Origin of the sequence: Curtobacterium sp. MCBA15_004, from assembly GCF_001865055.2 — a bacterium.
GTDB lineage: Bacteria > Actinomycetota > Actinomycetes > Actinomycetales > Microbacteriaceae > Curtobacterium.
Genome location: NZ_CP126266.1, coordinates 1,047,037 through 1,072,437, shown reverse-complemented (window position 1 = coordinate 1,072,437; position 25,401 = coordinate 1,047,037). Strand labels below are relative to the sequence as shown.

21 protein-coding genes and 1 tRNA gene are annotated in these 25,401 nt (G+C 72.6%); 8 read left to right on the top strand and 14 right to left on the bottom strand.

The features are described 5' to 3' along the window. Window positions 1-136: 136 nt before the first annotated feature. The 3 genes from QOL16_RS05090 to mnmA form a co-directional block, all read right to left on the bottom strand. A complete protein-coding gene (locus QOL16_RS05090) occupies window positions 137-1,468 on the bottom strand; it encodes an alpha/beta hydrolase (protein WP_071283320.1) in 1,332 nt (443 codons plus the stop codon). 166 nt (window positions 1,469-1,634) lie between these two features. Continuing rightward, complete coding sequence (gene ligA, locus QOL16_RS05085; RefSeq protein ID WP_071283324.1) at window positions 1,635-4,022, bottom strand: NAD-dependent DNA ligase LigA; 2,388 nt, start codon at window positions 4,020-4,022, stop codon at window positions 1,635-1,637. 155 nt (window positions 4,023-4,177) lie between these two features. After that, a complete protein-coding gene (mnmA, locus tag QOL16_RS05080) occupies window positions 4,178-5,284 on the bottom strand; it encodes a tRNA 2-thiouridine(34) synthase MnmA (protein ID WP_083394939.1) in 1,107 nt (368 codons plus the stop codon). 42 nt (window positions 5,285-5,326) lie between these two features. On the opposite strand from mnmA, the gene QOL16_RS05075 reads away from it, so the two are divergent. The 3 genes from QOL16_RS05075 to QOL16_RS05065 all read left to right on the top strand — a co-directional run bounded on the left by QOL16_RS05075 (window position 5,327) and on the right by QOL16_RS05065 (window position 7,933). Then, window positions 5,327-6,802, top strand: a complete 1,476-nt coding sequence (locus tag QOL16_RS05075; RefSeq protein WP_139266347.1) for an MFS transporter — start codon at window positions 5,327-5,329, stop codon at window positions 6,800-6,802. A gap of 227 nt (window positions 6,803-7,029) precedes the next feature. Next, window positions 7,030-7,110: transfer RNA gene (locus QOL16_RS05070), tRNA-Leu, on the top strand. Between the two features lie 112 nt (window positions 7,111-7,222). Beyond that, a complete protein-coding gene (locus QOL16_RS05065; protein WP_065964561.1) occupies window positions 7,223-7,933 on the top strand; it encodes a DedA family protein in 711 nt (236 codons plus the stop codon). A gap of 222 nt (window positions 7,934-8,155) precedes the next feature. On the opposite strand, the gene rdgB is transcribed toward QOL16_RS05065, so the two are convergent. From rdgB to murI, 3 genes are all read right to left on the bottom strand, one after another. Continuing rightward, window positions 8,156-8,752, bottom strand: a complete 597-nt coding sequence (gene rdgB / locus QOL16_RS05060; RefSeq protein WP_065964560.1) for an RdgB/HAM1 family non-canonical purine NTP pyrophosphatase — start codon at window positions 8,750-8,752, stop codon at window positions 8,156-8,158. Continuing rightward, on the bottom strand, window positions 8,749-9,495 hold the full coding sequence (gene rph, locus QOL16_RS05055) for a ribonuclease PH (RefSeq protein ID WP_071249636.1): 747 nt from the start codon (window positions 9,493-9,495) through the stop codon (window positions 8,749-8,751). Before rph ends, rdgB begins: the two co-directional genes overlap by 4 nt. 73 nt (window positions 9,496-9,568) lie before the next feature. Beyond that, window positions 9,569-10,408 (bottom strand): glutamate racemase, encoded by an 840-nt coding sequence (murI, locus tag QOL16_RS05050; protein WP_071283327.1) that lies wholly within the window; start codon window positions 10,406-10,408, stop codon window positions 9,569-9,571. 686 nt (window positions 10,409-11,094) lie between these two features. On the opposite strand from murI, the gene QOL16_RS05045 reads away from it, so the two are divergent. Then, window positions 11,095-12,384 carry a nicotinate phosphoribosyltransferase gene (locus tag QOL16_RS05045; RefSeq protein WP_083394940.1) on the top strand — a complete coding sequence of 430 codons (1,290 nt, stop codon included), beginning with the start codon at window positions 11,095-11,097 and terminating at the stop codon, window positions 12,382-12,384. A gap of 22 nt (window positions 12,385-12,406) precedes the next feature. Here the strand turns inward: QOL16_RS05045 and QOL16_RS05040 are convergent, their stop codons facing one another. The 3 genes from QOL16_RS05040 to QOL16_RS05030 all read right to left on the bottom strand — a co-directional run bounded on the left by QOL16_RS05040 (window position 12,407) and on the right by QOL16_RS05030 (window position 15,768). Further along, the gene (locus tag QOL16_RS05040; RefSeq protein ID WP_111228526.1) at window positions 12,407-12,667 is read right to left on the bottom strand and encodes a DUF3039 domain-containing protein; all 261 of its coding nucleotides are present in this window, start codon (window positions 12,665-12,667) and stop codon (window positions 12,407-12,409) included. 294 nt (window positions 12,668-12,961) lie between these two features. Further along, entirely contained in the window at window positions 12,962-14,533 is a 1,572-nt protein-coding gene (locus QOL16_RS05035) for a hypothetical protein (protein WP_065959609.1), read from the bottom strand. Then, complete coding sequence (locus QOL16_RS05030; protein ID WP_254780189.1) at window positions 14,509-15,768, bottom strand: ABC transporter ATP-binding protein; 1,260 nt, start codon at window positions 15,766-15,768, stop codon at window positions 14,509-14,511. Before QOL16_RS05030 ends, QOL16_RS05035 begins: the two co-directional genes overlap by 25 nt. A 300-nt stretch (window positions 15,769-16,068) precedes the next feature. Between QOL16_RS05030 and QOL16_RS05025 the strand changes: the two genes are divergently transcribed. The 4 genes from QOL16_RS05025 (at window position 16,069) to QOL16_RS05010 (ending at window position 18,811) form a co-directional block, all read left to right on the top strand. Next, on the top strand, window positions 16,069-16,764 hold the full coding sequence (locus tag QOL16_RS05025) for an NTP transferase domain-containing protein (protein ID WP_071249630.1): 696 nt from the start codon (window positions 16,069-16,071) through the stop codon (window positions 16,762-16,764). 41 nt (window positions 16,765-16,805) lie between these two features. After that, window positions 16,806-17,630: an ABC transporter permease gene (locus tag QOL16_RS05020; protein WP_083229982.1), complete on the top strand. Its 825-nt coding sequence runs from the start codon at window positions 16,806-16,808 to the stop codon at window positions 17,628-17,630. After that, window positions 17,630-18,400 (top strand): ABC transporter ATP-binding protein, encoded by a 771-nt coding sequence (locus tag QOL16_RS05015; protein ID WP_065959611.1) that lies wholly within the window; start codon window positions 17,630-17,632, stop codon window positions 18,398-18,400. Before QOL16_RS05020 ends, QOL16_RS05015 begins: the two co-directional genes overlap by 1 nt. Before the next feature lie 108 nt (window positions 18,401-18,508). Further along, window positions 18,509-18,811, top strand: a complete 303-nt coding sequence (locus tag QOL16_RS05010) for a hypothetical protein (RefSeq protein WP_065959612.1) — start codon at window positions 18,509-18,511, stop codon at window positions 18,809-18,811. A 19-nt stretch (window positions 18,812-18,830) separates the two neighbouring features. Here the strand turns inward: QOL16_RS05010 and QOL16_RS05005 are convergent, their stop codons facing one another. From QOL16_RS05005 to QOL16_RS04985, 5 genes are all read right to left on the bottom strand, one after another. Beyond that, on the bottom strand, window positions 18,831-20,063 hold the full coding sequence (locus tag QOL16_RS05005) for a CDP-glycerol glycerophosphotransferase family protein (RefSeq protein WP_071283457.1): 1,233 nt from the start codon (window positions 20,061-20,063) through the stop codon (window positions 18,831-18,833). A 213-nt stretch (window positions 20,064-20,276) separates the two neighbouring features. After that, a complete protein-coding gene (locus QOL16_RS05000; protein ID WP_071283331.1) occupies window positions 20,277-21,185 on the bottom strand; it encodes a glycosyltransferase family 2 protein in 909 nt (302 codons plus the stop codon). After that, window positions 21,182-22,000: a CDP-alcohol phosphatidyltransferase family protein gene (locus QOL16_RS04995; protein WP_071283334.1), complete on the bottom strand. Its 819-nt coding sequence runs from the start codon at window positions 21,998-22,000 to the stop codon at window positions 21,182-21,184. The genes QOL16_RS05000 and QOL16_RS04995 overlap by 4 nt, the downstream gene beginning before the upstream one ends. A 7-nt stretch (window positions 22,001-22,007) precedes the next feature. Continuing rightward, window positions 22,008-23,051 carry a glycosyltransferase family 2 protein gene (locus QOL16_RS04990; protein ID WP_071283460.1) on the bottom strand — a complete coding sequence of 348 codons (1,044 nt, stop codon included), beginning with the start codon at window positions 23,049-23,051 and terminating at the stop codon, window positions 22,008-22,010. A gap of 176 nt (window positions 23,052-23,227) precedes the next feature. Further along, on the bottom strand, window positions 23,228-25,306 hold the full coding sequence (locus QOL16_RS04985) for a S1C family serine protease (protein ID WP_071283337.1): 2,079 nt from the start codon (window positions 25,304-25,306) through the stop codon (window positions 23,228-23,230). Window positions 25,307-25,401 lie beyond the last annotated feature (95 nt).

The window sequence follows — 25,401 nt, the reverse complement described above, 5'->3', positions numbered from 1 at the left end:
GCCGCCGGGCCGGACGGGAGGCGCGACCCGCCTCCCACGCGTCCGCTGCGGTCCCGGGGCCGCCGCGTCCGCGGCGCGAACCGCGTCCCACGCGGACGCTGCGGTCCGACGGCCCACGGCTTGCGGTAAGGCCCGCTCAGTCCCGCGGCTGCAGGTCCTGCGGCCGCAGCAGGTACATGTCCGGCCCCGGCTGCGGCCCACCCGTCCCACCGGAGCCCCGGCGCGCCTGGTGGCGCACGAGGTCGCCCCGCCCGACGGCGATGAGCGCCACCTCGTGCAGCGACGACGTCCCGGGCTTGAGGTAGTCGTTGTGCCCGACCGGCCGGCGGAACAGCCCGGCCGTCCCCTCGGGCACACCCCCGGACAGGTCGAGCAGCGTCGACCCGAACCCGGGCGACCCCGGGTCGGTACCGAAGTACCCGGTCCCCGCGACCGGGTCGTCGTGCGCGTCCCCGACGAACACCTCGCCCCTGCCCACCGCGAGCTGCGCCGCCGACCGGACGTCGCTGCCGGGCGACCCGAGCACCGTCAGGGTGTCCGCGCGCATCCGGCCGGAGGACAGCGCGGTCATCGCCGTCGTCGACCCGTACGAGTGCGCGACGACGTTCAGCCGCGGCCGGACGTCCCCGCGGACGGCGTCCAGGCCGGCGACCACGCGTTCCAGCCGTTCCGCCCCGGTGTCGGCGAGCCCGAGCGACAGGATGTTCGACATGTCCGGCGTCCGGTAGCCCATCCACGCGACCACCGCGACGCCGCTCCCCCGCGCCGGGTCCGGTGCGGCGAGGCCCGCGACGGCGGTCTGCTCCTGGTACAGGCCGTCGGCGGTGTCGGCGAAGTCGTGCATCTGCCCGGAGACCGTGAAGAACATCCCGGGCACGACGACCGTGACGTCGGCCGCGGTGGCGAGGTCCCCGACGGCGATCGCGGCTCGGCCGGAGCCGCGGGTGTCCAGCGCGACGAGGACGCGGCCGGGCGACCCGGGGTCCGGCGACAGCGCGGCCTCGACCTGGTGGAGCATGCCGTGCAGCGCGCTCCCGTCCCCGGCGGCGGCCAGGCCTCGCGCCAGGGTGCTGCGGTTCGCCCGGTCCCGGACGTCGTACGGGACCCCGTCGAGGTTGCCGACGACCGCGGGCGCGTGGTCGACGAGCCGGGAACGTGCTGCCTGGTCGAGACCGGACCACCACGTCCGGACCGCTGCCGGGGTCGGCGGGCGGTCCTGCGCGGTCGCGAGGACCCGCGCGTCCCGGTCGGCCCGGGCGAGGTCCGCGCCGTCGACGGTGCCGAGGTCGGCGAGGAAGGCCGAGCCGCGCGACCCGACGAGGTGGTCGAGCGCCGCGTGGTCCTCCACCGCTGGTCCGGACGACGGGGCGCCCACGACCGAGGAGGTCCCGGCGGGCACGACTGGGGCCTCGACCACTCCGGGGGAGTGCATCGAGGCGGTGAGCAAGGCCGCGGCGATGAGCAGCATTCGGGTCTCCCCTGGGAAGGCCGTCTCGCCGGCCCCCACAGGCGACGAGTGATGCTCTATCGAGTGTAAGCAGATTCCCGCACCGTGGACATGCGTCGTGCAACTTGTCCCCCGAAGCCGCTGCTCCGGGTCGCACGACGCGGCGGCGCGGGCCGTCCCGACGGGCCTATCCCGCGGCGTCCTCCGCGCCGGCGTCGGCGTCGGTGTCGGTGCCGGCGTCGGCGTCGGCGTCGGCGTCCGTGTCCGGTGCGAGGGCGGCCGGGCCCTCGGTCACGAGCAGCCGGAACTGCTCGGCGTCGATGATGCGGACGCCCAGCTGCTCGGCCTTCGTGAGCTTCGAGCCGGCACCGGGGCCCGCCGCGACGAAGTCCGTCTTCTTGCTCACGCTCGACGCGGCCTTGCCGCCCGCGGCGATGATCGCCTCCTGCGCTCCTTCACGGGTGTACCCCTCGAGGGAGCCGGTCGCGACCACCGTCACACCGCTGAGCACACCGCCCTCGACCGCGGCACCGGGCCCCGGGTGGTCCGGCGTGGTGAACTGCACGCCCGCCGCCGTCCACCGGTCGATGATCTCCCGGTGCCAGTCGACCTCGAACCAGTCGAGCAGGGCGTCCGCGATGATCCCGCCGACGCCGTCGACCGCCGCGAGGTCCTCGCGCGAGGCCTCGCGGATCCGGTCGAGCGAGCCGAAGTGGTTCGCCAGGGCGCGGGCGGCGACCGGCCCGACGTGGCGGATGCTCAGGCCGACGAGGATCCGCCAGAGCGGCTTCGTCTTCGCCGCCTCGATGTTCGCGAGCATCTCGAAGGCGTTCTTCGACGGGTACCGACTCGGCTCGCCCGTGTGGTCGGCGCCGCGGGCCTCGGGGTCGAAGGGCGGGTCGGTCTTCTTGCGGGCACGGCTGAACGGGGTGACACGCTTGGGGGTGCCGTCCTCGTCGGTCTTCTCCATGCCGGTCTCGGCGTCGCGGACGATCACCTCGATCGGGACGATGTCCTCCATCGTGAGGTCGAACAGCCCGGCCTCGGTGACGAGCGGCGGGGTCTCGGGACGGAGCGGCTGCGTGAGTGCTGCGGCTGCGACCTCCCCGAGGCCCTCGATGTCGAGCGAACCGCGCGAGGCGATGTGCTCGACCCGACCACGGACCTGTGCCGGGCAGCTCCGCGCGTTCGGGCAGCGGAGGTCCTTGTCGCCCTCCTTCGCCGGACGCAGCGGGGTGCCGCACTCGGGGCAGTCCGCGGGCATGACGAACTCGCGCTCGCTGCCGTCGCGGAGCTCGACCACCGGGCCGAGCACCTCGGGGATGACGTCGCCGGCCTTGCGCAGGACGACCATGTCGCCGATGAGGACGCCCTTCGCCTTGACGACGTCCTGGTTGTGCAGGGTCGCCTGGCGCACGACGGAGCCGGCGACCTCGGCCGGGGCCATCACGGCGAACGGCGTCGCCCGGCCGGTGCGCCCGACGCTGACGACGACGTCGAGCAGCTTCGTGTGGACCTCTTCCGGCGGGTACTTGTAGGCGATCGCCCAGCGCGGTGCCCGCGAGGTCGAGCCGAGCTCCTCGTGCAGCGCGAGGTCGTCCACCTTGATGACGACGCCGTCGATCTGGTGCTCCACCGCGGACCGGCGTTCCCCGGTCGTGCGCACGAAGCCGAGCACCTCGTCGATCGTGTCGAACACCCGGTAGTGCGTGCTCGTCGGCAGACCCCAGGTCTGCAGCAGTTCGTAGACCTCGGACTGCGCGTGCACCTCGGTCTGCTGCTCGAGCTCGCGGACCGGCCACGCGCCGATGCCGTGCACGAGCATCCGCAACCGTCGGAGCCGGTCGACCATGAGCGCGCGCTTCGCCTCGGACTTGCCCTCCTCCTTCTGCCGGAGGGAGCCCGCGGCGGCGTTGCGCGGGTTCGCGAAGACCCGTTCCCCGGCCTCGCGCTGCCGGGCGTTCAGCTCGTCGAACTGCGCCACCGGGAAGAAGATCTCGCCGCGGACCTCGACCAGGGGCGGGTGTCCGGTGCCGGCGAGCTGGTCGGGGATCGTGCCCATCGTGCGGACGTTGCCCGTCACGTCCTCGCCCACGACGCCGTCGCCGCGGGTGGCCGCAGAGACGAGCCGTCCGTGCTCGTAGCGCAGGTTGATCGCGAGGCCGTCGATCTTCAGCTCGGTCAGGAACCGGACGCGCTCGGCACCCGCGTCACGCTGCACCTTGACGGCCCAGTCGGTGAGCTCGTCCGGGCTGAACACGTTGTCCAGGCTCAGCATGCGCTCGGCGTGCTCGACCGGGGCGAACTGGATGGTCTGGGCCTGGCCGCCGACCGTCTGCGTCGGGCTGTCCGGCGTGAGCAGGTCCGGGAAGCGCTGCTCGATCGCGTCGAGCCGGTGCACGAGCGCGTCGTAGTCCCCGTCGGACACGGTCGAGCCGTTGCCCTCGTAGTACTGGTCGCGCAGCTCGCCGATCCGGACGCGGAGGCGCTCCACCTCGCGCTGGGCCTGTGCGGCGTCGAGGTCGGCCGGGGCCATCGTCTCGAACGTCGTGTCGGCGGGCGTCGTGTCGCTCATGCCCTCAGTTCTACCGTGCACGACCGACGCCGGTCGCAGCGACCGCGCGGGCCGGGAGCGGCGTGGCCCCGGCGGCTCCGAGCCCGGATCCGCCGGGCACGAGCGCGGACCCGCCGGCCCCGAGCGCGGACCGGCCGGGCTCGGCCAGCCCCGACTCAGGCGGGGACGGGGACCGCCGACACCGTCCGGTCGATCGTGCACTGCCCGAGCACACGGGTGCCGACGTAGACGACCGCGGTCTGCCCGGGCGCGACGCCCGACAGGGGCTCGTCGGGGTCCACCACGAGCGAGCCGTCCTCGACCCGTGCGGTCGCGGGCACGGGGTCGCCGTGCGCGCGGATCTGCACCTCGCACGCGAACGGCACGGCGGGGTCGGCCGGCGCGGACCCGGCCCAGGTGTACCGGGACCCGGCGAGCGAGGACACCTCGAGCGCCTCCTTCGGGCCGACGACGACGGTGTTGTCCTTCGGTCGGATCTCGAGCACGAACCGCGGCTTGCCGTCCGGTGCCGGCCGACCGAGGTGCAGCCCGCGGCGCTGTCCGACCGTGTAGCCGGTGGCGCCCTCGTGCTCGCCGACCACGGTGCCGTCACGCTCGACCACGTCGCCGGGGGCGGTGCCGACCCGGTCCGCGAGCCAGCCGCGGGTGTCGCCGTCCGGGATGAAGCAGATGTCGTAGGAGTCGGGCTTCTGCGCGACGGTCAGGCCCCGCGCCGCGGCCTCGGCCCGGACCTCGTCCTTCGAGGGCGTGGCACCGAGCGGGAACATCGCGTGCTCGAGCTGCTCGGCCGTCAGCACGCCGAGGACGTATGACTGGTCCTTCGCCCACGCTGCCGAGCGGTGCAGCTCCCGCGCGCCGTCGTCGCCCGTGACGATCGACGCGTAGTGCCCGGTGCAGACGGCGTCGAAGCCGAGCGCGAGCGCCTTCTCGAGCAGCGCCGCGAACTTGATCCGCTCGTTGCAGCGCATGCAGGGGTTCGGGGTCCGACCGGCCTGGTACTCGGCCACGAAGTCGTCGACGACGTCCTCCTTGAACCGGGCCGAGAAGTCCCACACGTAGTACGGGATGCCGAGCGCGGAGGCGGCACGCTGGGCGTCCATCGAGTCCTCGATCGTGCAGCACCCCCGGCTGCCGGTACGGAGCGTGCCGGGCATCCGGCTCAGGGCGAGGTGCACGCCGACCACGTCGTGCCCGGCGTCGACGGCCCGGGCAGCGGCCACCGCCGAGTCGACTCCACCACTCATCGCCGCCAGGACACGCATGCGTCCAGGGTAACTCCGCGGCGGGCGTACCGTGGGTCGACGATGACCACCACCGCGCACGACGCCTTCGACCGCAGGACGGTCGTCCTGTCGGGCTTCCTCCCCGCAGCGCTGTTCGCGATCGGCGAGGGCGCGATCATCCCGATCATCCCGATCGCGGCGGACTCGCTCGGCGCCGGGCTCGCCCTCGCCGGCTTCGTCGCGGCGCTCATCCTCGTCGGCGAGCTCATCGGCGACGTGCCCTCGGGGGTCGTCGTCGGGCGCATCGGCGAACGGAACGCGATGATCGGCGCGGCCCTGGTGTCGGTCGTCGGCCTCGTCACCTGCACGGTCGCGCCGAACCCCTGGGTGCTCGCGCTCGGGGTGTTCCTCGTCGGCGTCTCGACCGCCGTCTTCGCGCTCGCCCGGCACGCCTACATGACCACGGCGATCCCGCTCCGCATCCGCGCCAGGGCCCTGTCCAGCCTCGGCGGGGTGTTCCGCTTCGGCTACTTCGTCGGCCCATTCGTGTCGGCAGCGGTCGTCCACCTCACCGGCACGACCCAGAGCGCCTTCTGGATCCACGTCGTCTGCTGCCTCGCGGCGGCCGCGGTCCTCCTCGTCCTGCGCGACCCCGCGACGGGCGCACGCGGTCTCCGTCTCCCGCACCGCGCCTCCCGGCCGGGGCCCGACGCGACCAGGCCGCACCGCGCCTCCCGTCCGTCGCCCGACACGACCGCGCCGCCCGCCGCCACCGGCGGGCAGGACGCGACCACGCTGGCCGCCGCCGGGCCGGACCCGACCCCGCTGCCCGCGGCCGCCGAGGGGGCCGACGCGACCACCGACCGGCGCGACGCCGCCGGGCACGAGGACCCGGGCACCCTCCCGCAGGGACCGACGACCGACACCGGCGCGCAGCTCGTGCAGGCCGAGGCGCACGGCCTGTTCCGCACCATCCGCGAGAACCGGGCCGTGCTCGCGCGCCTCGGCAGCGGTGCCGCGCTCATCGGCGCCCTCCGCGCCGGACGCCAGGTGATCCTGCCCCTGTGGGCCGTGAGCGTCGGCCTCGACGACGCGACCGCAGCACTCGTCATCGGCATCGCCGGGGCCGTCGACTTCGCGCTGTTCTACACGAGCGGGCAGATCATGGACCGCTGGGGGCGGCTCGCGAGCGCCCTGCCGTGCATGCTCGGCCTCAGCGTCAGCTACTTCCTGCTCGCCTGGAGCGGCCACCTCGACGCCCGGGTCGGCTGGTTCGTCGGCATCGCGATCGGCATGTCCCTCGCGAACGGCGTCGGGTCGGGGATCCTCATGACGCTCGGGGCCGACCTCGCGCCGCGGGGGAACCCGGCTCCGTTCCTGGGCGCGTGGCGCTTCACCGGGGACTTCGGCTCGGCCGCGGCACCGCTCGTGCTCTCCGGCGTCACGGCGGTCGCGTCGCTCGCGCTCGCGAGCGGGGTGATGGGCGTGCTGGGGCTGGTCGGTGCGGGCGTGCTGCTCCGGTACGTGCCGCGGTACCTGCCGCGTCGGTTGCGCTGAGGCGGGGCGCGCTCGTCGCGCCGGTCACGGTCGGCGCGTGCGTGGCGTGGGCGCGTCCGTCCCGGCGTCGCGGTCGGCGCGTGCGTCGCGTCGGCGCGTCCGTCCCGTCGTCGCGGTCGGCGCGTCCGTCGCGTCCGTCCCGTCGTCGCGATCGTCGGTCGGGAGGCGCGGTGCCCGTCCGCCCCGCCGGTCCCGCCGAGCGGGTGCCCCGTAGACTGCCGGTGCTCGCGGGAGTGGTGGAATCGGTAGACACGCAGGATTTAGGTTCCTGTGCCCCAGGCGTGAGGGTTCGAGTCCCTCCTTCCGCACGACGGATCCACCGGCGCACCTCATCCCCCTGAGGGATGGTCCCCAGGACGACGGGCGGTACCCTCAGGGTGCGGGAGTCCCCCGTGACCCCGACTCCCGACCGGAAGAACCATGCACGCGCTTCCCCTCGCCCTGATCCCGTGGCTCGACCCGCAGTACATCCTCGACCACTTCGGCGCCATCGCCGTGCTCGTCGTCTGCGCCATCGTCTTCGCCGAGACCGGCCTCCTCATCGGGTTCATCTTCCCCGGTGACAGCCTGCTCGTCATCACCGGCCTGTTCGCCTTCGACCGCGGCGGCCAGATCGGCGGCATCCCGATCTGGGTGGCCGCCCTGATGATCGGCGCCGCGGCGTTCCTCGGCGGTGAACTCGGCTACTACATCGGCAAGAAGGCCGGGCCGCCGATCTTCGAACGCAAGGAGAGCGGCCTGTTCTCGAAGGCGAACGTCGACCGCACCAACGCGTTCTTCCACCGCTTCGGCCCGCTCGCGGTCATCATGGCGCGCTTCGTGCCGGTCGTCCGCACCTTCGCTCCGATCGCCGCCGGCGTCGGGCGGATGGACTACAAGAAGTACTCGCTGTACAACGCCATCGGTGCTGTCGTCTGGGGCGTCGGTGTCACGTTCCTCGGGTACGTCCTCGGCTACATCCCGCCGGTGGCGTACATCGTGCGCAACTACATCGACGTGATCCTCATCCTCGCGGTCGTCGTCACGGTCGTGCCCGCCGGCCTGCACTACTGGCGGACGGCGCGCAAGGCGAAGCACACGGCCGAGGCGGAGCAGCGCGCGGCCGACGGCCAGCGGCCCGTCGGGCAGTAGCGGCCCTCCCGGTCCACTGGCCGGCCCCGGCGGCGGACGCCCCGGACGACGAGACGCCCCCGTTCCCGGGGGCGTCTCGTCGTGGTGGTGGGGTCTCGCGGCCGGTCGTCCTGACCACCGCGTCGGGCCCGGGCGTCAGCCCTCGGGCGTCGGGCGCGGGCGTCAGCCCTCGGCCGTCGGGCGCGGGCGTCAGCCCTCGGCCGTCGGGCGCGGGCGCGGGCGTCAGCCCTCGGTCGTCGCGAACCACTCCCGCACGATCGGCGCGATCCCGCGGAACGCCTTCGACCGGTGGCTCAGGGCGTTCTTCTCGTCGCGGGTCAGCTGCGCCGCCGACCCCTGAGCGTCGTCCGGGTGGAACACCGGGTCGTACCCGTGCCCGCCGTCACCGACCGGCTCCGTCAGGACCTCGCCGTTCCACACCGCCTCGAACACGTGCTCGGTGCCGTCCGGGGTGACGAACGCGGCGGCGCAGACGAACGCCGCGGTCCGCTCCACCACGCCCTCGAGGTTCGCCAGCAGCAACGCGATGTTGTCGGCGTCCACGCGGGTGCCGGCGTACCGGGCGGAGTGGATCCCCGGTGCACCGTCGAGCGCGTCGACCGCGATGCCGGAGTCGTCGGCGAGCGCCGGCAGTCCGGTGTGCGCGACCGCTGCCCTGGCCTTGATGAGCGCGTTGGCCGCGTAGGTGTCACCGTCCTCGACCGGCTCCGGCCCGTCGTAACCGACGAGTTCGACGCCGCCGAGGGCCTCGCCGAGGATCCCGCGGAGCTCGACGACCTTGCCCTGGTTGTGCGTCGCGAGCACGACCGTCCCGGTCACGAGGCCACCCCGAGCACCCCGCGCTGGATCGCCGCGAGCGAGGCGTTGCCCGCCAGCCCGAGGTCGAGCAGCGTGTCGAGCTCGGCGCGGTCGAACGGCGCGTGCTCGGCCGTCCCCTGCACCTCGATGAACTTGCCCGAGCCCGTCGTGACGATGTTCATGTCGGTGTCGGCGGCCGAGTCCTCGGTGTACGCGAGGTCGAGCATCGGCACGCCCTTGACGATGCCGACCGAGATCGCCTGCACGCTGTCGGTGAGCGGCGTGGCCTTCTTCGCGATGAAGCCCTTGCCCCGGCCCCACTCGATCGCGTCGACCAGGGCCACGTACGCGCCGGTGATCGACGCGGTCCGGGTGCCGCCGTCGGCCTGCAGCACGTCGCAGTCGATGACGAGGGTGTTCTCGCCGAGGGCCTTCGTGTCCACGACCGCGCGCAGCGAGCGGCCGATCAGGCGGGAGATCTCGTGCGTCCGGCCGCCGACCTTGCCCTTGATCGACTCACGCTGCATCCGCTCGTTGGTCGAGCGCGGCAGCATCGAGTACTCGGCGGTCACCCAGCCGGTACCCTTGCCGGCGAGCCAGCGCGGCACGCCGTTCGTGAAGCTCGCGGTGCAGAGCACCTTGGTGTTCCCGAACGAGATGAGCGCACTGCCCTCGGCCTGTGCGCTCCACCCCCGCTCGATCGTGACGGGGCGGTGGTCGGTGGTGCTGCGGCCGTCGATGCGGGTCGTGGTCGTGTCGGTCATGGTGTCCTCTCGGTCCGGCCTGGAGGCGCGGTGCGGGTCGGTCGCGGTGGTCGCGGTGGTCGTGCGGGCCGGTTCAGGGCGCGGTGCGGGGCAGCGTGATGGCTCCGGTCTGCAGGTGGCCGACGCTGGACACCTCCGGGCCGAGGAACCGTCGGGCCAGGCGGATGAACCCGTTGCGGTCCTCGCCGGTGGCCTCGAACGCGTAGGTGGGCGGTTCGGTCACGGTCCGCTCGAGCCCGTGCTCGACGAGCCGGCGGTACACGTCGTTGGCGGTCTCCTCGGCGCTCGAGACCAACGTGACGTCCGGCCCCATCACGTACTGGATCGCCGCCGACATGAGCGGGTAGTGCGTGCAGCCGAGCACGAGGGTGTCGACGTCGGCCGCCCGGATCGGTTCGAGGTACTGCGCCGCGACCGCGCGGAGGGCCGGCGACGAGGTGTCCCCCGCCTCGACGAACTCGACGAACCGCGGGCAGGCGGCGAGCGACAGCGTGACGTCGGCGGCGACGGCGAACGCGTCCTCGTACGCCCGCGAGGCGATCGTCCCGACCGTGCCGATCACACCGATGCGCCCGGTCCTGGTCTGCTTGACGGCGGCGCGGGCGGCGGGCTGGATGACCTCGACCACCGGGATGCCGTACGCCTGCTCGTACCGCTCCCGGGCGTCGCGGAGGACCGCGGAGGAGGCCGTGTTGCACGCGATGACGAGCGCCTTCACGCCCTGCTCGACGAGGTCGTCCATGACCTCGAGGGCGTACCGCCGCACGTCGGCGATCGGCTTCGGGCCGTAGGGCGAGTGCACGGTGTCGCCCACGTACCGGATGCTCTCGCGCGGCAGCTGGTCGATGATCGCCCGGGCCACCGTGAGCCCGCCGACGCCGCTGTCGAAGACTCCGATCGGTGCATCCGTCACACGCCAAGCGTACCCAGCCGCGCTCCCCCACCCCGCTCGTCCCCACCGTGCCCCGCATCTCCCCCGCCCCCGCTGCCCCGAGCGGGCGTTCCCCGCACCCCGCGCGCTCGTCACCCCGCACACATCGCCCGCTCGGCACGTCGCGGGCACCCCAACCCGCGAGCGGGCGTTTCCCGCACCCCACCCACCCGCCGCCCCGCACACATCGCCCGCCCGGCACATCGCGGGCACCCCAACCCGCGAGCGGGCGTTTCCCGCACCCCACGCGTTCGTCACACCGCACACATCGCCCGCTCGCGCCCGCACCAGGCCGCACCGGTCCTGAGGACGAACCACGCGCCGACCGCCCGACCCTCCGCACACATCGCCCGCTCGGCACCGCGCTGACGACCCCAGACCGCGAGCGGGCGGTTCCCGCACCCCACGCACTCGTCACCGCGCACACATCGCCCGCTCGGGGTAGTGCGTGCGGACGCGCCGCGAGCGGGCGGAACCGGCACACCGGCCGCCCGACCCTCTGCACACATCGCCCGCTCGCGAGGTCGCAGCACGGCAGGGGCCCGGAGCCACGGGCCGCGGGCAGGTAGGAGCGCGCTGCCGTGATGCGCCGTCGCCACGCGGCCGGGACCAGCCCGAGCTGGGGGACGATCTGCCCCCGGGCAGCCCCGCGTCAGTAGGGTCGAGGGGTGACCAGCGCGCTCCTCACGGACCAGTACGAACTCACCATGGTGGACGCCGCCCTGAAGGACGGCACGGCCGACCGTCGGTGCGTCTTCGAGGTCTTCACCCGCCGCCTCCCCGACGGTCGTCGCTACGGCGTCGCCGCGGGCCTCGGACGGTTCCTCACCTCGCTCACCGAGTTCCGGTTCGGCGACGAGGAGATCGGCTTCCTCCGCGACCGGGGCGTGATCGACGAGGGCACAGCAGCGTGGCTCGCCGACTACCGGTTCAGCGGCAGCATCCGCGCGTACCGCGAGGGCGAGGTCTTCTTCCCGAACTCGCCGGTCCTGCAGATCGAGGGCACCTTCGCCGAGTCGGTCGTCCTCGAGACGCTCGCGCTCAGCGTGTTCAACGCCGACTCGGCGATCGCGTCGGCGGCGGCACGCATGGTCTCAGCCGCCGACGGGCGCCCGCTCGCGGAGATGGGCTCACGCCGCACCGGCGAGTGGAACGCGGTCGCCGCCGCCCGGGCCGCGTACATCGCCGGCTTCGGCGCGACGAGCAACCTCGAGGCCGGTCGCACCTGGGGCATCCCCACGATGGGCACCGCCGCGCACGCCTTCACGCTCCTCCACGACTCGGAGGAGGCCGCCTTCCGCTCCCAGCTCGACGCCCTCGGGACCGGCACGACGCTGCTCGTCGACACCTACGACATCGAGGCCGCCGTGGCGACCGCAGTCCGGCTCACCGACGGTCGGCTCGGTGCCGTCCGCATCGACAGCGGCGACCTGCCCTCGGTCGTCGCATCGGTGCGCGCGCAGCTCGACCGCCTCGGCGCCCCCGCGACCAAGATCACGGTGACGAACGACCTCGACGAGTACACGATCGCCGCCCTCCGAGCCGCCCCCGTGGACTCCTACGGCGTCGGGACGAGCGTCGTCTCGGGCTCGGGCCACCCCGCGGCCGGCATGGTCTTCAAGCTCGTCGCCCACGAGACGCCCGACGGCGAGGGCTGGGTCCCGGTCGCCAAGAAGTCCGCGGACAAGGCGTCCACCGGTGGTCGCAAGGAAGCCGGTCGCCGACTCCGCAACGGCGTCGCGACCGCGGAGGTCGTCCTCACCACCGGCCAGGTCGGCCCCGACGAGCGCCCCCTGCTCGTCCCGGTCGTCGACCACGGCGAGGTCGACACGGCCTTCACCGGCGTCGCGGGCGTCGAGGCAGCACGAGCGCACCACAAGCGAGCCAAAGCGGAGCTGCCGGCCGACGCATCACGCATCGGCCGCGGTGACCCGGCGATCCCGACCCTGGTGATCTGACCCGCCCGGTGGTGCGTCCGCGCTACTCGGCCTTCATCTTCTCGTAGATGGCCTTGCAGTCCGGGCACACCGGGAACTTCTCGGGGTCGCGACCCGGTACCCACTTCTTGCCGCAGAGCGCCTTGACGGGCTTGCCCGACAGCGCGGACTGCAGGATCTTGTCCTTCTTCACGTAGTGCGAGAAGCGCTCGTGGTCGCCGGGCTCGATCGCTTCTTCCTCGAGGAGCTTCTCGAGCTCGCGGTCCATCACGTCGAGGCCGCCGCCAGGTTCGGTCATGCTCATGGCTCCAGCGTACGACGGTGGCGGTGCCTCCGCGACGGCGTCGCGGAGGCTGTGGAGCGCCCCTGCGGGGCACGGCGCTGTGGAGGAAGGACCGGACGCACGATGCGCCTTGACGCCGTCACGTCCACGGACGGGAGGCACGGTTCCGGGCCGCCACGCGCCTCCCGCCCGACAGGCCGACAGGCCGACAGGCCGACAGGCCGACAGGAGGCACGGTGCCGGGCCGCCTCCCGACAGACAGGCCGACGGACGGGAGGCGCAGTGCGGGGTCGCCACGCGCCTCCCGACCGGCGCTCAGTTGCGCTGGGCCGCCGCGAGCAGGTCCGGACCGTGCCGGTCGAAGAGTCGTCCGCCCAGGGCGACGCCGCCGATCAGGACGACCGCTCCGACGCCGAGCCCGACGAGGAGCGTCAGGACGGCCCAGGGCTCGGGGCCGTCCGTGAACGCGAGCACACCGAGCCACGCCGCGGGCACGACGGACAGGAGGATCCCGATGACCATCGTGGTCTGCGCGACGGCGGCCGTCGTCCCGGCGGCCTGCGGCTGCTGGAACGGGTGGTCCCCCGGACGCACCGTCGGGTACGGCAGTGCCACCGAGACGACGCTCGACAACCCGAGTCCGGCGAGCAGGGCGCCCACCGCGACGCCGGTGAGCACCGGGAACGCCGTCCAGTCGCCGAAGAGCTTCGCGGAGACCGCGGCACCGGCGACGACCGCGGGCACACCGACCACGAGCACGGGGACGAGTCGGCCGAGTCGGTCGCTCCACCCCGGCGCACCAGACGCGACGTGCAACCAGACCGCCGTGTTGTCGTAGGAGACGTCGTTGTGGGGCAGGAAGCCCGCGATGAGCGCCATCAGCGGCAGCGGCACGAGGGCCGTCCAGTGCCACGGCACACCCGCGACGCCGAGCGGGAGGACGACGATCGGCACGAACACGATCACGAGGTACGACATCCGGTAGCGGGGGTCCCGCGCCCAGTAGGTCAGCGCTCGGGCCGCGACCGCACCGACCGGGCTCGACCCGAAGCGGGCGAACCACCCGAGGCCCTGGTAGCGGCGAGCAGTCGCACGGCCGTCGACGGTCTCGAGTGCACGACCGACGAGCGCCCACCAGGCGAGGCCGAGCAGACCGACGACGACGAGGGCGACCAGGAGCTTGAGGACGCCCTCGCCCACGCGTCCGCTCGCGATGTCGGCCGGGACGGCCCAGGCCGCACCCCACGGGGTCCAGCCGGCGACGTCCGCGACGGTCCGGAGCTCGGCGCTCGACGGGTCGAGCCACGACGTGCGCAGGAGGAGCGACGCCACCGGCAGACCGAGGACGACGACGACCAGGGCGGCGAGCCATCCGGCGTCGCGGGAGCGGTGCGGCGCGATCAGCATGGCGCCGACGGCCGAACCCACGCGGGCCAGGAGCGCACAGGTGGCGATGCCGAGCACGGCGGCGACGAGCGCGAGCACGACGAGGCCGCCGTTCCGGGACCACGTCCCGACCTGCCCGACGGCGACGATCGCGACGCACAGCACCGGGATTCCGACCAGCCCGGCGACGCCGAGCCCGACGGCCAGACGTCGCCGGTCGATGCCGAAGACGGTGAACCGGCGCGGGTCGAACTGGTCGGTGCCGCCGAGCACGAGCGGGACGACCGTGAAGGCCACCGCGACGAACGTGCCGACGGGGACCGCGACGGACCGCGCGACCTCGACCGGGGCGCCGCGCAGCTCGAGCAGCTCGCCGGCGACGAAGACCGCCGCGACCAGTCCGAGCAGGCTGCCGACGACGACGAGGACAGCGTGCCGGGCTCCGCCGCGGACACCGCCCGCGAGCAGGTCGACCCTCAGTCGGAGAAGCTGTGCAACCATTCCATGCTCTCTGCCACGACGCGGCCGCCCGCGAGTTCGACGAACTTGTCCTCGAGGCTCTTGCGACCTCGGACCTGCGCCATCGTGCCGGAGGCGAGGACCTTGCCGCCGACGATGATGGCCACGGAGTCGCATGTGCGCTGGACCAGTTCCATGGAGTGGCTGGAGAGCACCACCGTGCCGCCGCCCCGGGTGTACCGGCGCAGGATGTCGGTGATGGTCGCCGCGCTCACGGGGTCGACCGACTCGAAGGGCTCGTCGAGGACGAGCACCCGCGGCGAGTGGATGAGCGTGGCGGCGAGGGCGATCTTCTTCGCCATGCCGACCGAGTAGTCGGCGACCTGGCGCCCGAGTGCCTCACCCAGACCGAAGGCGACGGCGAGGTCGTCGCTGCGCTTCCGGGCGGTCGCGCCGTCGAGGCCCCGGAGTGTCGCCGAGTAGTGCAGCAGCTGCGCGCCGGTCAGGCGGTCGAACAGCCGCAGTCGGTCCGGCAGGACCCCGAGGTCGCGCTTGGCGGCGACCGGGTCCGACCACACGTCGTGGTCGAGCACCGAGACGGTCCCGGCGTCGGGACGCAGCAGTCCCGTCACCATCGAGAGGGTCGTCGTCTTGCCGGCACCGTTGGGGCCGACGACGCCGAAGATCGAGCCCTGTCGGATCTCGAGGTCGACCTCGTCAGCGGCGACGGTCTGGCCGTACCGCTTCACGAGACGGCTGGCGCGCAGCACGACGGGCTGCAGCTGGGGCGCCTGGGCCGCGGGGGTCTCTCGGGCGGCCGGCTGGCGCTTCGGGGCGCGCTTCTTCTTGCCCGCGCCCGCTGCCTGGCTCGCACCGGAAACCTGGCTCGCACCCGACGCCTGGCTCGCACCAGACGCCTCGCTCGCACCCGTGGCGGTCGCAGCGGCGCCGTCGGACGTGGCGTCAGCGGCGGCGGTCTGCGTGGGCCGGGAGGCGCGGCCCCGGGGCTGCTTCGCCTTGCCCGGCTTCGTCGCGGTCGCTGCGGCCGTCGCACCCGCGCCGGCTGCCGGTGCGGGGACGTCGGACCCGTCGCGGCCCGCCGACGGTCCTGCGACGGTCACCGTCGCACCGTCGGTCATCGCGTCACCATCGGGAGCGTCTCGTGCATCCCCGTCCCCCAAGTCGTCGTCGGCGCCGTCCGTCTCCGGATCGTCCGCCTCGGTCAGCCAGGCGGCATCGGACGTCACGTACACGTCGTCGTCATCAGCTGCGGCCACCGCCCAACCGTACCAACGCGTTCCGGACATCGGAGGACGGCCCCCGAGGGCGGGTCACGAATCGGACACGAAGGCGCCCCGGACGTACCCCGACGACCGCCGGTTCCGTAGGATTCACCGGGGCACGACGGAGTGTTCACCACTTGGAAACCTGCTCGGGCGGGTCGTCCGTGGCCGTCCGTCGCCTGCGCATCGACGCGGATCCGGCGCGTTCACGGGCAACTCAGACCTTCTGCGAGCAGACTCGACGAGGCCCGCCTGTGCCCAACGGCGCCCGGGCGGACACCAGAAGGGACCAGCATGACCACGCAGATCGTGATCCTCGCAGCGGGGATGGGCAGCCGGCTCGGCCGCAGCCTGCCGAAGCCGCTGACCGAACTGAGCGACGGCCGCACCATCATGCAGCAGCAGTTCGACAACATCCGCGCCGCGTTCGGCTCGAGCGCACGCGTGACGATCGTCGTCGGCTACAAGTCGGAGTACATCGTCGAGGCCTTCCCCGAGGCGAACTTCGTCTACAACGAGTCCTACGACTCCACGAACACCTCGAAGAGCCTGCTCCGTGCGCTGAAGGCGACCGGCAAGGGCGGCGTCCTCTGGATGAACGGTGATGTCGTGTTCGACCCGCGGGCACTCGTCCGTGCGGCGGACATGATGGACCAGGACCGCTCCTTCGTCAGCGTCAACACCGAGAAGGTCTCCGACGAGGAGGTCAAGTACACGGTGGGCGCCGAGGGCTTCATCGACAAGCTGTCGAAGCGCGTCGTCGGTGGTCTCGGCGAGGCCGTGGGCATCAACTACGTCTCGTCCCACGACAAGCAGGCGCTCATCCGCCAGCTCGGTCGCGTCGACGACCAGGAGTACTTCGAGGGTGGCATCGAGGCAGCCATCGCCGAGGACGGGCTACGCTGGTCGCCCGTCGACATCTCTGACCTGTACGCGGTCGAGATCGACTTCGCCGAGGACCTCGAGCGCGCGAACAACCTGTTCGCCTGACCAGACCGGATCCCCTCGGCAGTTCCGCCCGGAGGGAAACCGTGACCACAGCGAGTGCGCCGACCGCGCCCACGACCGCAGCTCCGGCAGCGTCGAGGGGCGCGGTTCGTCGTTACCGCCACGCCCTGTGGCTCCTGACCGTCCGCGACCTGCGTGTCCGGTACTCGACGTCCGCACTCGGCTACGTCTGGTCGATCCTCGACCCGCTCGTGATGTCGGCCATCTACTGGTTCGTCTTCACGCAGGTGTTCCACCGCGGGTCGGTGGGTGAGGAACCGTACATCGTCTTCCTCCTCTCGGCGCTCCTGCCGTGGATGTGGTTCACGGGATCGGTGTCGGACTCGACGCGGGCGTTCATCAAGGAGTCGAAGCTCATCCGCTCGACGACGATCCCCCGCAGCATCTGGGTGGCCCGCGTCGTCGCATCGAAGGGCATCGAGTTCCTGCTGAGCCTGCCGGTGCTGGCCGTGTTCGTCCTGGCCACCGGGGCCCGCGTGCACTGGGAGGTCCTGCTCTACCCACTGGCCATCGTGCTGCAGTGCGGGCTCGTCTACGGGCTCGGGCTCATCGTCGCGCCGCTGGTCGTGTTCTTCCGCGACCTGGAGCGTGCGGTCAAGCTCGTGCTGCGGTTCCTGTTCTACGCATCGCCGATCATCTACGGCACGCAGGCACTCCCCCGCACCCTGCACGACGTCGCCGCACTGAACCCGCTCAGCGGGATCTTCGGGATCTACCGGTCGGCCTTCTTCCCCGGCCAGCTGGACTGGTTCGAGGTGCTCGTCTCCGTCGTCGTCACCGTGGTGGTCCTCGGCATCGGGCTCGTCGTCTTCCGGCGCAGCGAACACCGCGTCCTCAAGGAGCTCTGATGACCGCAACGGACAGCAGCACCCGAACGAGCACGACCGCGCCCGTCATCTCGGTGCGCGACGCCGGCATCCGGTTCAAGCGCAACCGCCGGGCGAGCCGGAACTTCAAGGACCTGTTCGCCGGGCGATCGCGTCGCAAGCGGGCCGACGAGTTCTGGGCGCTGCGGAACGTCTCGTTCGACGTGCGCCCCGGCGAGGCGATCGGGGTCGTCGGCCGCAACGGCCAGGGCAAGTCGACCCTCCTCAAGCTCGTCGCGCAGGTGATGCTCCCCGACGAGGGACGCGTGCAGGTCCGCGCCGGTGTGGCCCCGCTCATCGAGATCACGGGCGGCTTCGTCGGGGACCTCTCGGTGCGCGACAACGTCTACCTCACGGCGGGCCTGCACGGGATGACGCGGGCCGAGATCCGCGACGCCTTCGACGAGATCATCGAGTTCGCCGAGATCGGCGACTTCGTGGACACCCCGTACAAGCACCTGTCGAGCGGCATGAAGGTGCGCATCGCCTTCGCGGTGATCTCCCGGCTCGACGAGCCCGTCATCCTGGTGGACGAGGTGCTCGCGGTCGGCGACAAGGCGTTCCGCGAGAAGTGCTACAAGCGCATCGAGGAGCTGCTCGCCGGCGGACGGACGCTCTTCTTCGTCTCGCACAGCGACAAGGACCTCCGGCGGTTCTGCGACCGCGGCCTGTACCTCGACAAGGGTCGTCTGCAGCTCGACGACACCATCGAGGCCGCCCTCGCCCGCTACGCATCCGACTACGGGAACTGACCCGTCGTTCCTCCACAGGGGCTGGTGGTGGAGGGCTGTGCACAGGGTGGGTCCTCGACGGGTCTCGGCGTCGGGCGGACGTCGGTGGGGGTTCCTAGCGTCGGGGACATGCAGCACCCGAGTACCGCCTACGCAGTCCCGTTCACGGTCGACCGCTCGCACGCGCCACGGCGCTACGAGCTGGTCAACACCGGCTCCGAGCCGGTCCACGCCCTGTCGCTGACGCACCTCGGCAACGGCTACGCGCCCCCGCTCGCGGTCAACCGGCTCGACCCCGGCCGGAGCCTCACGCTCGCCGTGTTCGGCGCCGATCCCGAGGACACCGGGGTCGTCGTCGTCCGGTGGCGTCGGCCCGACCGCTCCGAGTACCTGTGGCGGATGTCCCTGGTCGGTGGCCGCTGTGCTGCGTGACCGGGTGGGCCGTGTGGCGTCAGCGCTCGCCGCGCTCCGCCGCCACCTCGTGCCACCGCGCCACCAGTCGGTCGATCGCAGCGTGCAGCCGCGCGGTGGCAGCGCCCGGGGTGGTGTCCCCAAAGTAGCGGTCGACCCAGTGTCGGAGCTTCGCGAGCTCGGCGTCGTCGTGGGCCGCGGCATCCACCCGTGCGACGACGTCCACGGCGTCGGCGGCGGTCAACCAGTTCGCGTCGGCCAGGTACCCACGCTCGTCGACGTCGGCCTCGCCGGCCACCGGCCGCGTGACGATCAGCGGCTTGCCCACGGCGAGCCGGTCGTAGATCATCGCGCTGATGTCGGTGATGGCGACGTCGGCGTCGGCGAGCTGCCAGCCGAGCTCCGGACCGTCGTCGTGCACGTGCTGCGCGGACGGGTCCGCGGCGTTGGCCGCGGCGATCGCGGCGACGATGCGCTCGTGTGCTGCCCGGTAGGCCGGGTCGAGCACCCCGCGGCGCGGGTGGGGACGGTAGACGAGTCGGTGACGCGGCGAGGCGAGCAGGCGTTCGGCGAGGGTGACGCCGTGGGATGCGATCGACCCGTAGGCCGCAGCCGGGCGGTCCCCCTCCCAGGTCGGCGCGTACAGGACGACGATGCGGTCGCCCTCCGGGTAGGGAACCGCTCCGGCGAAGTGGTCGGCCTGGGGCCGTCCGATCGCGATCGTGCGCGCGTCGAGGTCGTAGTCCCACAGCGCGTCGGAGAGCCGGTCGCGGGCTGCGTCGCCGGCGATGAGCGCGTAGTCGTAGGCCTTGAACTGGTTCGTGGTCATGTACATCTTGTCGCTCTCGCCGTGGTTGACGAAGACGTGCCACATGCGCCCGTACCGCATCATCTGGAAGTTGCGGGCGTTCTGGTTGACGTACAGCACGATCTTCGGCGCCTGCTCGTCGACGAACCGCTCGAGGTCGACGACCTGGCGGGCGTAGACCACGGGCACCGGTGCCTCGTCGAGCAGCGCGAGCATGGTGCCCGGGTTCCGGGAGACGATCGCGACGGGGTGCTCGGCCGCGAGTTCGGCGAGCGGGGCGTACCACTGCCGTATCTGGTACATGTTCACCGGCGCGTCCGCGAAGTACACCGCCACCTCGACCGAACCGGGGGCGAGCGGCGGGTGTCCGGGGAGACGTCGGGCCAGGTCACGGCGACTCTGCCTCGAGCGCAGCAGACGTCGGGCCAGCCGCACGGCGGTCTGGGCGTCGCGGATGATCGGCATCGGGGGCACCTCCGGGTGCGAGCGGGACGGACGGAACGAGCGGAACGAGCAGGACTGACGGAACGAGTGGGACGAGCGGGCCAGACGGGACGGACGGAACGGACGGAACGTGCAGAACGGACAGTACGGACGGAACGGTTGGGACGAGCGGGACGAGCGGGACGGACCGAGCAACGTGACCACCGGGGCGGACACCGACCCGGCCGTACCGGCTCAGACGACCGGCGGCCTCCCCGCCAGTGTCATGCGTCCGACCGTCAGCCACCCCATCCTGCGCGCAGGACCGCAGTCGTGGGCCCAGCCCTCGCGCACACCGGCGAACCACGTGCGCAGACGAGCCGGGTGACGCCACCACCGAGCGACCTGGATCGCTGCCCAGGACGCCACGTACACGGGCTGCAGCAGCCCGGGCAGGTTCCGCCGTGCGAGCCAGACCCGGTTCCGGGCGTTCAGCCGGTAGTACTCGGCGTGCCGCGCCGGGTCGATCGCTGGGTGGTGCGCCACGAGCTCCCCCGCGTACCAGGCCCGCCGTCCGGCGTCCCACACACGCCAGGCGAGCTCGATGCCCTCGTGGGCGTAGAAGTACTCGGCTCCCCAGCCGCCGACGGCGCGGTAGACGTCCATCGGCAGGACGACGGCCCCCTCCCACACCGAGAACACCGGCGACGACGCAGCCGGGTCGCCCTTGCGGATCCGCGGCACCCAGCGACGGGGGTTCGCTGCGCCGGCCGGGTCCACGACCCGGGGCTGCACGAGGCCGAGCGACGGGTCCCGCTCGAACAGCGCGACGGCGTCCCGCAGGAAGGTCTCGGACGGCACGGACGCGTCGTCGTCGAGGAAGAACACGTGGTCGCCGTCGACGACCTCCGCGCCGGCGTTGCGACCGGCTGGGATCCCGAGGTTCTCGGGCAGCGCGAGTGCCCGGACTCCCTCGGGCAGACCCGTCGGCTCCCACCCGTTGCCGACGCACACCACGTCGAGGTCGACGTCGCGCTGGGCGAGCACGCTCTCGATGCCGCGGCGGAGGTCGTCGGGCCGGGTGCCCTGCGTCAGGACGACGACCGCGACCCGTGGCCGCTCCCGATGGGGTACGGCGTGCCGGCGGAGGGTACTGCCGCTCACGCCCGGACCCGCTTCGACGCCATGATCGCCAGGAAGTGCCCTGCGGTGGCGAGCACGGCGAGCGGGAGCAGCGCGCCGACGAGCACGCGGTCGACCAGCGGGTGGCCCACCACGATGCCGACGACGGCGAAGACGAACGCCAGCATGGAGAGCTCGACCGAGTGGTACAGGCGGTGGAACGGCAGGAACCGCGCCGCGCGACGCAGGGTCGCCAGCCGTCGGCCGGACGGCACCGTCCCGGCGTCCCGACGGTCGACGAGCTTCTCGAGCCCGGCGTTCGCCCGCGCGACGTGCACCATGTCGTTGAGCGCCTTGTTCAGCACGATGACGAGCCCGAGTGCGCAGCCGATCGTCGTCCACATCCACTCGCCCCCGTGCACCGGGAGGGTGGCTGCGCGGACGCCGAGCGCGATCGGGATGAGCCCCTCGGTCGTGTAGTGCCCGACCTTGTCGAGGAACACGCCGGCGGGCGAGCGGGTGCCGCGCCACCGGGCGACCTCGCCGTCGGAGCAGTCGACGAGCATCTGCAGCTGGCCGAGGACGAGCGCGAGCGCCGCACCCCAGATCCCCGGGATGAGCAGTGCCGCGGCGACGCTCCAACCGACGAGGATCATGAGCCCGGTGACCTGGTTCGCGCTGACGCGGGTCTTCAGCAGCATCCACGTCAGGTACGGCGAGACGTCCCGCAGGTAGAGCGACGCGGTCCAGTGCTCGGCGTTCGCGCGCGACCGGACCTCGTCCGGCTGTGCGACGGCGCGGAGTTCCGCGATGGAGCCAGGGCGTGCGTCGCCGCGGCCAGTGGTGTCGTGGGTCACGTGCTGGTCACCGTCCCGTGTGGGTGGTCAGTTCGGAGGTCCGGGTCAGGAACCCGATGATGAAGCCGACACCCCAGCCGACGTGGATGCAGGGCAGCACCACGAGGAGCCAGAGGAGCGTGCGCAGGCCCGACCGCCGTGCGACCACGACCGAGCCGAGGAGGACGAACACGAGGTACGCCGCCGGCACGACGAACCCGACCATCGCCCAGGCGACCGGCGAACCGAGCGCGGCGCCGACGACGCCGACGATCCCCGCGACGAGCCCGAGCGCCATCGCGACGACCATCGCGGGCGGTGCGAAGTACCGGAGCCCGTTGTTCGCCGGGAACCGCCGGGCGAGCTCGCCACGCCACAGACCGGTCGCGACGAACTGCCGCACGAGTCGACGCAGGCTCGGGCGGGGGCGGTACGTGACGACGAGCTCCGGCGTGAACCACACGGTCCCGCCGGTCTGTCGCAGGCGCCGGTTGAGCTCCCAGTCCTGGCCGCGCTTGATGCCCTCGTCGAAGAGCCCGACCTCGAACAGGCGCTCGCGGCGGAACACCCCGAGGTACGCGGTCTCCGCCGGTCCGGCCTTGCCGCCGACGTGGTGCGGCGTCCCCCCGAGGCCCACCCGGCTGCCGTACGCGTGCGCGACGGCCCGCTCGAAGGGCGTGCGCCCCTCGGCACGCATGATGCCGCCGACGTTGTCCGCACCCGACTCGAGCAGGACCCGCACCGCGACCCGCGTGTAGTCGACGGGCAGCACGGAGTGGGCATCGACGCGGATGACCACGGGGTGCACGGAGGCGCGGATGGCGACGTTGAGGCCGGCCGGCGTCGAGCCGACCGGGTTGTCGATCGCCCGGATGCGCGGGTCGGCCGCACTCATCTCGGCGACGAGCTCGTTCGTCCCGTCGATCGACGGCCCGAGGGCGAGGAGCACCTCGAACGGCCCGTCGTAGTCCTGCGCCAGCAGACTCCCGACGGCCGCGCGGACCTCGGTCACCTCGTTGAGCACCGGCATCACGTAGGAGACCCCCGGCAGGGGCTGTCCGTCAGTGTGCATGCGTACCTCGAGGTCGGGGCGGTGCGCGGAGCGCACCGCGGTCGGCGCCGCCCCGCAGAGCGACCCCGAGCCTATCAAGGGCGAGCGACGCCCCTGCGTCACGCGCGTGGGAGGCACGGACGGACGGGAGGCGCGGTGCCAGCTGGCACCGCGCCTCCCGTCCGTCCCGTCCTGCGTCAGCCCTTGTAGGTGCCGAGCGTGACGTCCGTCTGCTTGGTCTCGCCGTTGCGGATGTAGGTGATCGTCGTCTTCGCGCCACCCGCGAAGAACCGGACCTGCGCCGTCAGGTCGGTCGCGTCGGAGACGGTCGCCGACCCGATCTTCGTGACGACGTCGCCCTTCTGCAGGCCGGCTCCGGCCGCTGCTCCGCCGGACGACACCGACTTGATCAGCGCACCCATCTGGCGGGCGCTGGTGTCCTCGGCGGCGTCGCCGACGGTGGCGCCGAGCAGCCCGTGCGTCGCGGAGCCGTTCTCACGGATCTCCTGCGCCACGCGCTGGACCAGGTTCGACGGGATCGAGAAGCCGACGCCGATGCTGCCGGACTGTCCCTCGGACGAGGACGAGCTGCCGGCGCTCGCGATCGCGACGTTGATGCCGATGAGCTTGCCCTTGGAGTCGAGCAGCGCACCGCCCGAGTTGCCCGGGTTGATCGACGCGTCGGTCTGGATGACCGGCAGCGACACCGTCGTGTTCGACGAGGAGCTGCTGCCGTTGTCGCCGTTGCCCCAGAAGTCGAACGGGCCGCCGTTGCCGTTGCCGCCCTCGTTCGAGTCGCCGCCCTTGCTGGGGGCGCTCGAGGTGACCTGGATGCTGCGGTTGAGCGTCGAGACGATGCCGTCGGTGACGGTGTTCGACAGACCGAGCGGGGCCCCGATCGCGACCGCGGTGTCCCCCACGTTGAGCTCGGAGGAGTCCGCGAAGGTGATCGGCTTCATGTCGGTCGCGTCGATCTTGATGACGGCGAGGTCGACGGTCGGGTCGGTACCGACGAGCTTCGCCGGGTAGATCTTGCCGTCCGACGTCGTCACCGTGATGGTGCCGTTGCTGCTGTCGCCGTCGAGCGTCACGACGTGGGTGTTCGTGACGATGTAGCCGTCCTTGCTGAACACGACGCCCGAGCCGGTGCCGCCCTCGGAGCCCGAGGACACGTTGATCGTGACGACCGAGGGCGTGGCCTGCGCCGCGACCGCGGTGACGACCGTGGCGTTGTTGTAGTCGTTGACGGTGAGGTTGCCGCCGTTCTGCGACGCGCTGGAACCGATCACGGTCCCGCCGCCGTTCTGGGCGGAGCCCGCTGCCCACCCGGCGCCGCCGCCGACGAGGCCGGCGAGCACGAGTCCGGCGACCACGGGCAGCACGAGCTTGCTGCGGCCGTCACGGCGCTTGGTCGCGGCACCGGAGCCCGCGGCGGCACCGGCGGTCGCGCCGCTGAAGTAGTGGCCGTTGCGGTCGTTCGAGCCGTCGACGTCGCCGAAGGCGCTCGTGGCCGAGGTGGGGGCCTGCGCGGAGCCGGGGTACGACGCCGCCGACTGCGGGGCGCCGTGGGCGGAGCCGGCCGCTGCGTACTCGCCGTAGCGGGGCTGCTGCTGGGCCTGGCCGTACTGGCCGGTCTGGCCCTGGCCGTACTGGCTCTGCCCGTACTGACCCTGCTGGCCGTACTGGCTCTGCTGGCCGTACTGGGCCTGGCCGTACTGGTCCTGCTGCCCGTACTGGCCCTGGCCGTACTGGCTCTGTCCGTACTGGTCCTGCCCCGCCTGACCCTGCTGGGTCTGGCCGTACCGGCCGGTCTGGTCGTCGCCGTACTGGCTCGTCTGGCCGTACTCGCTCGTCTGGCCGTACTGGCTGGTCTGGCCGTACTGGCTCGTCTGGCCGTACTGGCTGGTCTGGTCGCCCTGGCCCTGCTGGGCCGACCGGTCGTACGGCGTCGTGTGCTGGCCGTAGCCGCCCGACGCACCGGAGTCGCCGACGCCGGGGTAGGGCGCCGTGTACTGCGCGGTCGGGTGGTCCGCGGGCGTCGGGATCACGTCGGTCTCGTCCGCACGACCGTGGCTGATGACGTCGGTGCGGTCGGCGTCGGGGGCATCACCCGTGCGGGCGCCCTCGTACCGGCTGTCGTCGGGCTGTGCGGAGTCGCGCTGCGTCGTCGTGTCCTCGCCGGAGGTTCCCTGCGTGGCGTCCTCGGCAGCGGCCGGGCGGGTGGTGTCCTCGGGACGGTCGTCGTCGCCGCGGCCGTGTGGCGTGGTGTCGCTCATGCTGACGTGCTCCTTTCAAGCTCGTGCAGTCTTCCGGACCCACCTGAGCGGTGCTCCTGCTGGCGCTGCGAGCCCCCTATGGCGATCTTATGCGT

Bases quoted from the DNA above. Each gene is read 5' to 3' on its own strand.
- QOL16_RS05035 (WP_065959609.1), bottom strand. From the start codon at position 14,533: ATGGTTGCACAGCTTCTCCGACTGAGGGTCGACCTGCTCGCGGGCGGT.
- QOL16_RS04985 (WP_071283337.1), bottom strand. From the start codon at position 25,306: ATGAGCGACACCACGCCACACGGCCGCGGCGACGACGACCGTCCCGAG.
- QOL16_RS05090 (WP_071283320.1), bottom strand. From the start codon at position 1,468: ATGCTGCTCATCGCCGCGGCCTTGCTCACCGCCTCGATGCACTCCCCC.
- QOL16_RS05040 (WP_111228526.1), bottom strand. From the start codon at position 12,667: ATGAGCATGACCGAACCTGGCGGCGGCCTCGACGTGATGGACCGCGAG.
- QOL16_RS04990 (WP_071283460.1), bottom strand. From the start codon at position 23,051: ATGCACACTGACGGACAGCCCCTGCCGGGGGTCTCCTACGTGATGCCG.
- mnmA (WP_083394939.1), bottom strand. From the start codon at position 5,284: ATGCGTGTCCTGGCGGCGATGAGTGGTGGAGTCGACTCGGCGGTGGCC.
- QOL16_RS05025 (WP_071249630.1), top strand. From the start codon at position 16,069: ATGACCACGCAGATCGTGATCCTCGCAGCGGGGATGGGCAGCCGGCTC.
- QOL16_RS05005 (WP_071283457.1), bottom strand. From the start codon at position 20,063: ATGCCGATCATCCGCGACGCCCAGACCGCCGTGCGGCTGGCCCGACGT.
- QOL16_RS05010 (WP_065959612.1), top strand. From the start codon at position 18,509: ATGCAGCACCCGAGTACCGCCTACGCAGTCCCGTTCACGGTCGACCGC.
- QOL16_RS05015 (WP_065959611.1), top strand. From the start codon at position 17,630: ATGACCGCAACGGACAGCAGCACCCGAACGAGCACGACCGCGCCCGTC.
- rph (WP_071249636.1), bottom strand. From the start codon at position 9,495: ATGACCGACACGACCACGACCCGCATCGACGGCCGCAGCACCACCGAC.
- QOL16_RS05075 (WP_139266347.1), top strand. From the start codon at position 5,327: ATGACCACCACCGCGCACGACGCCTTCGACCGCAGGACGGTCGTCCTG.
- ligA (WP_071283324.1), bottom strand. From the start codon at position 4,022: ATGAGCGACACGACGCCCGCCGACACGACGTTCGAGACGATGGCCCCG.
- QOL16_RS05065 (WP_065964561.1), top strand. From the start codon at position 7,223: ATGCACGCGCTTCCCCTCGCCCTGATCCCGTGGCTCGACCCGCAGTAC.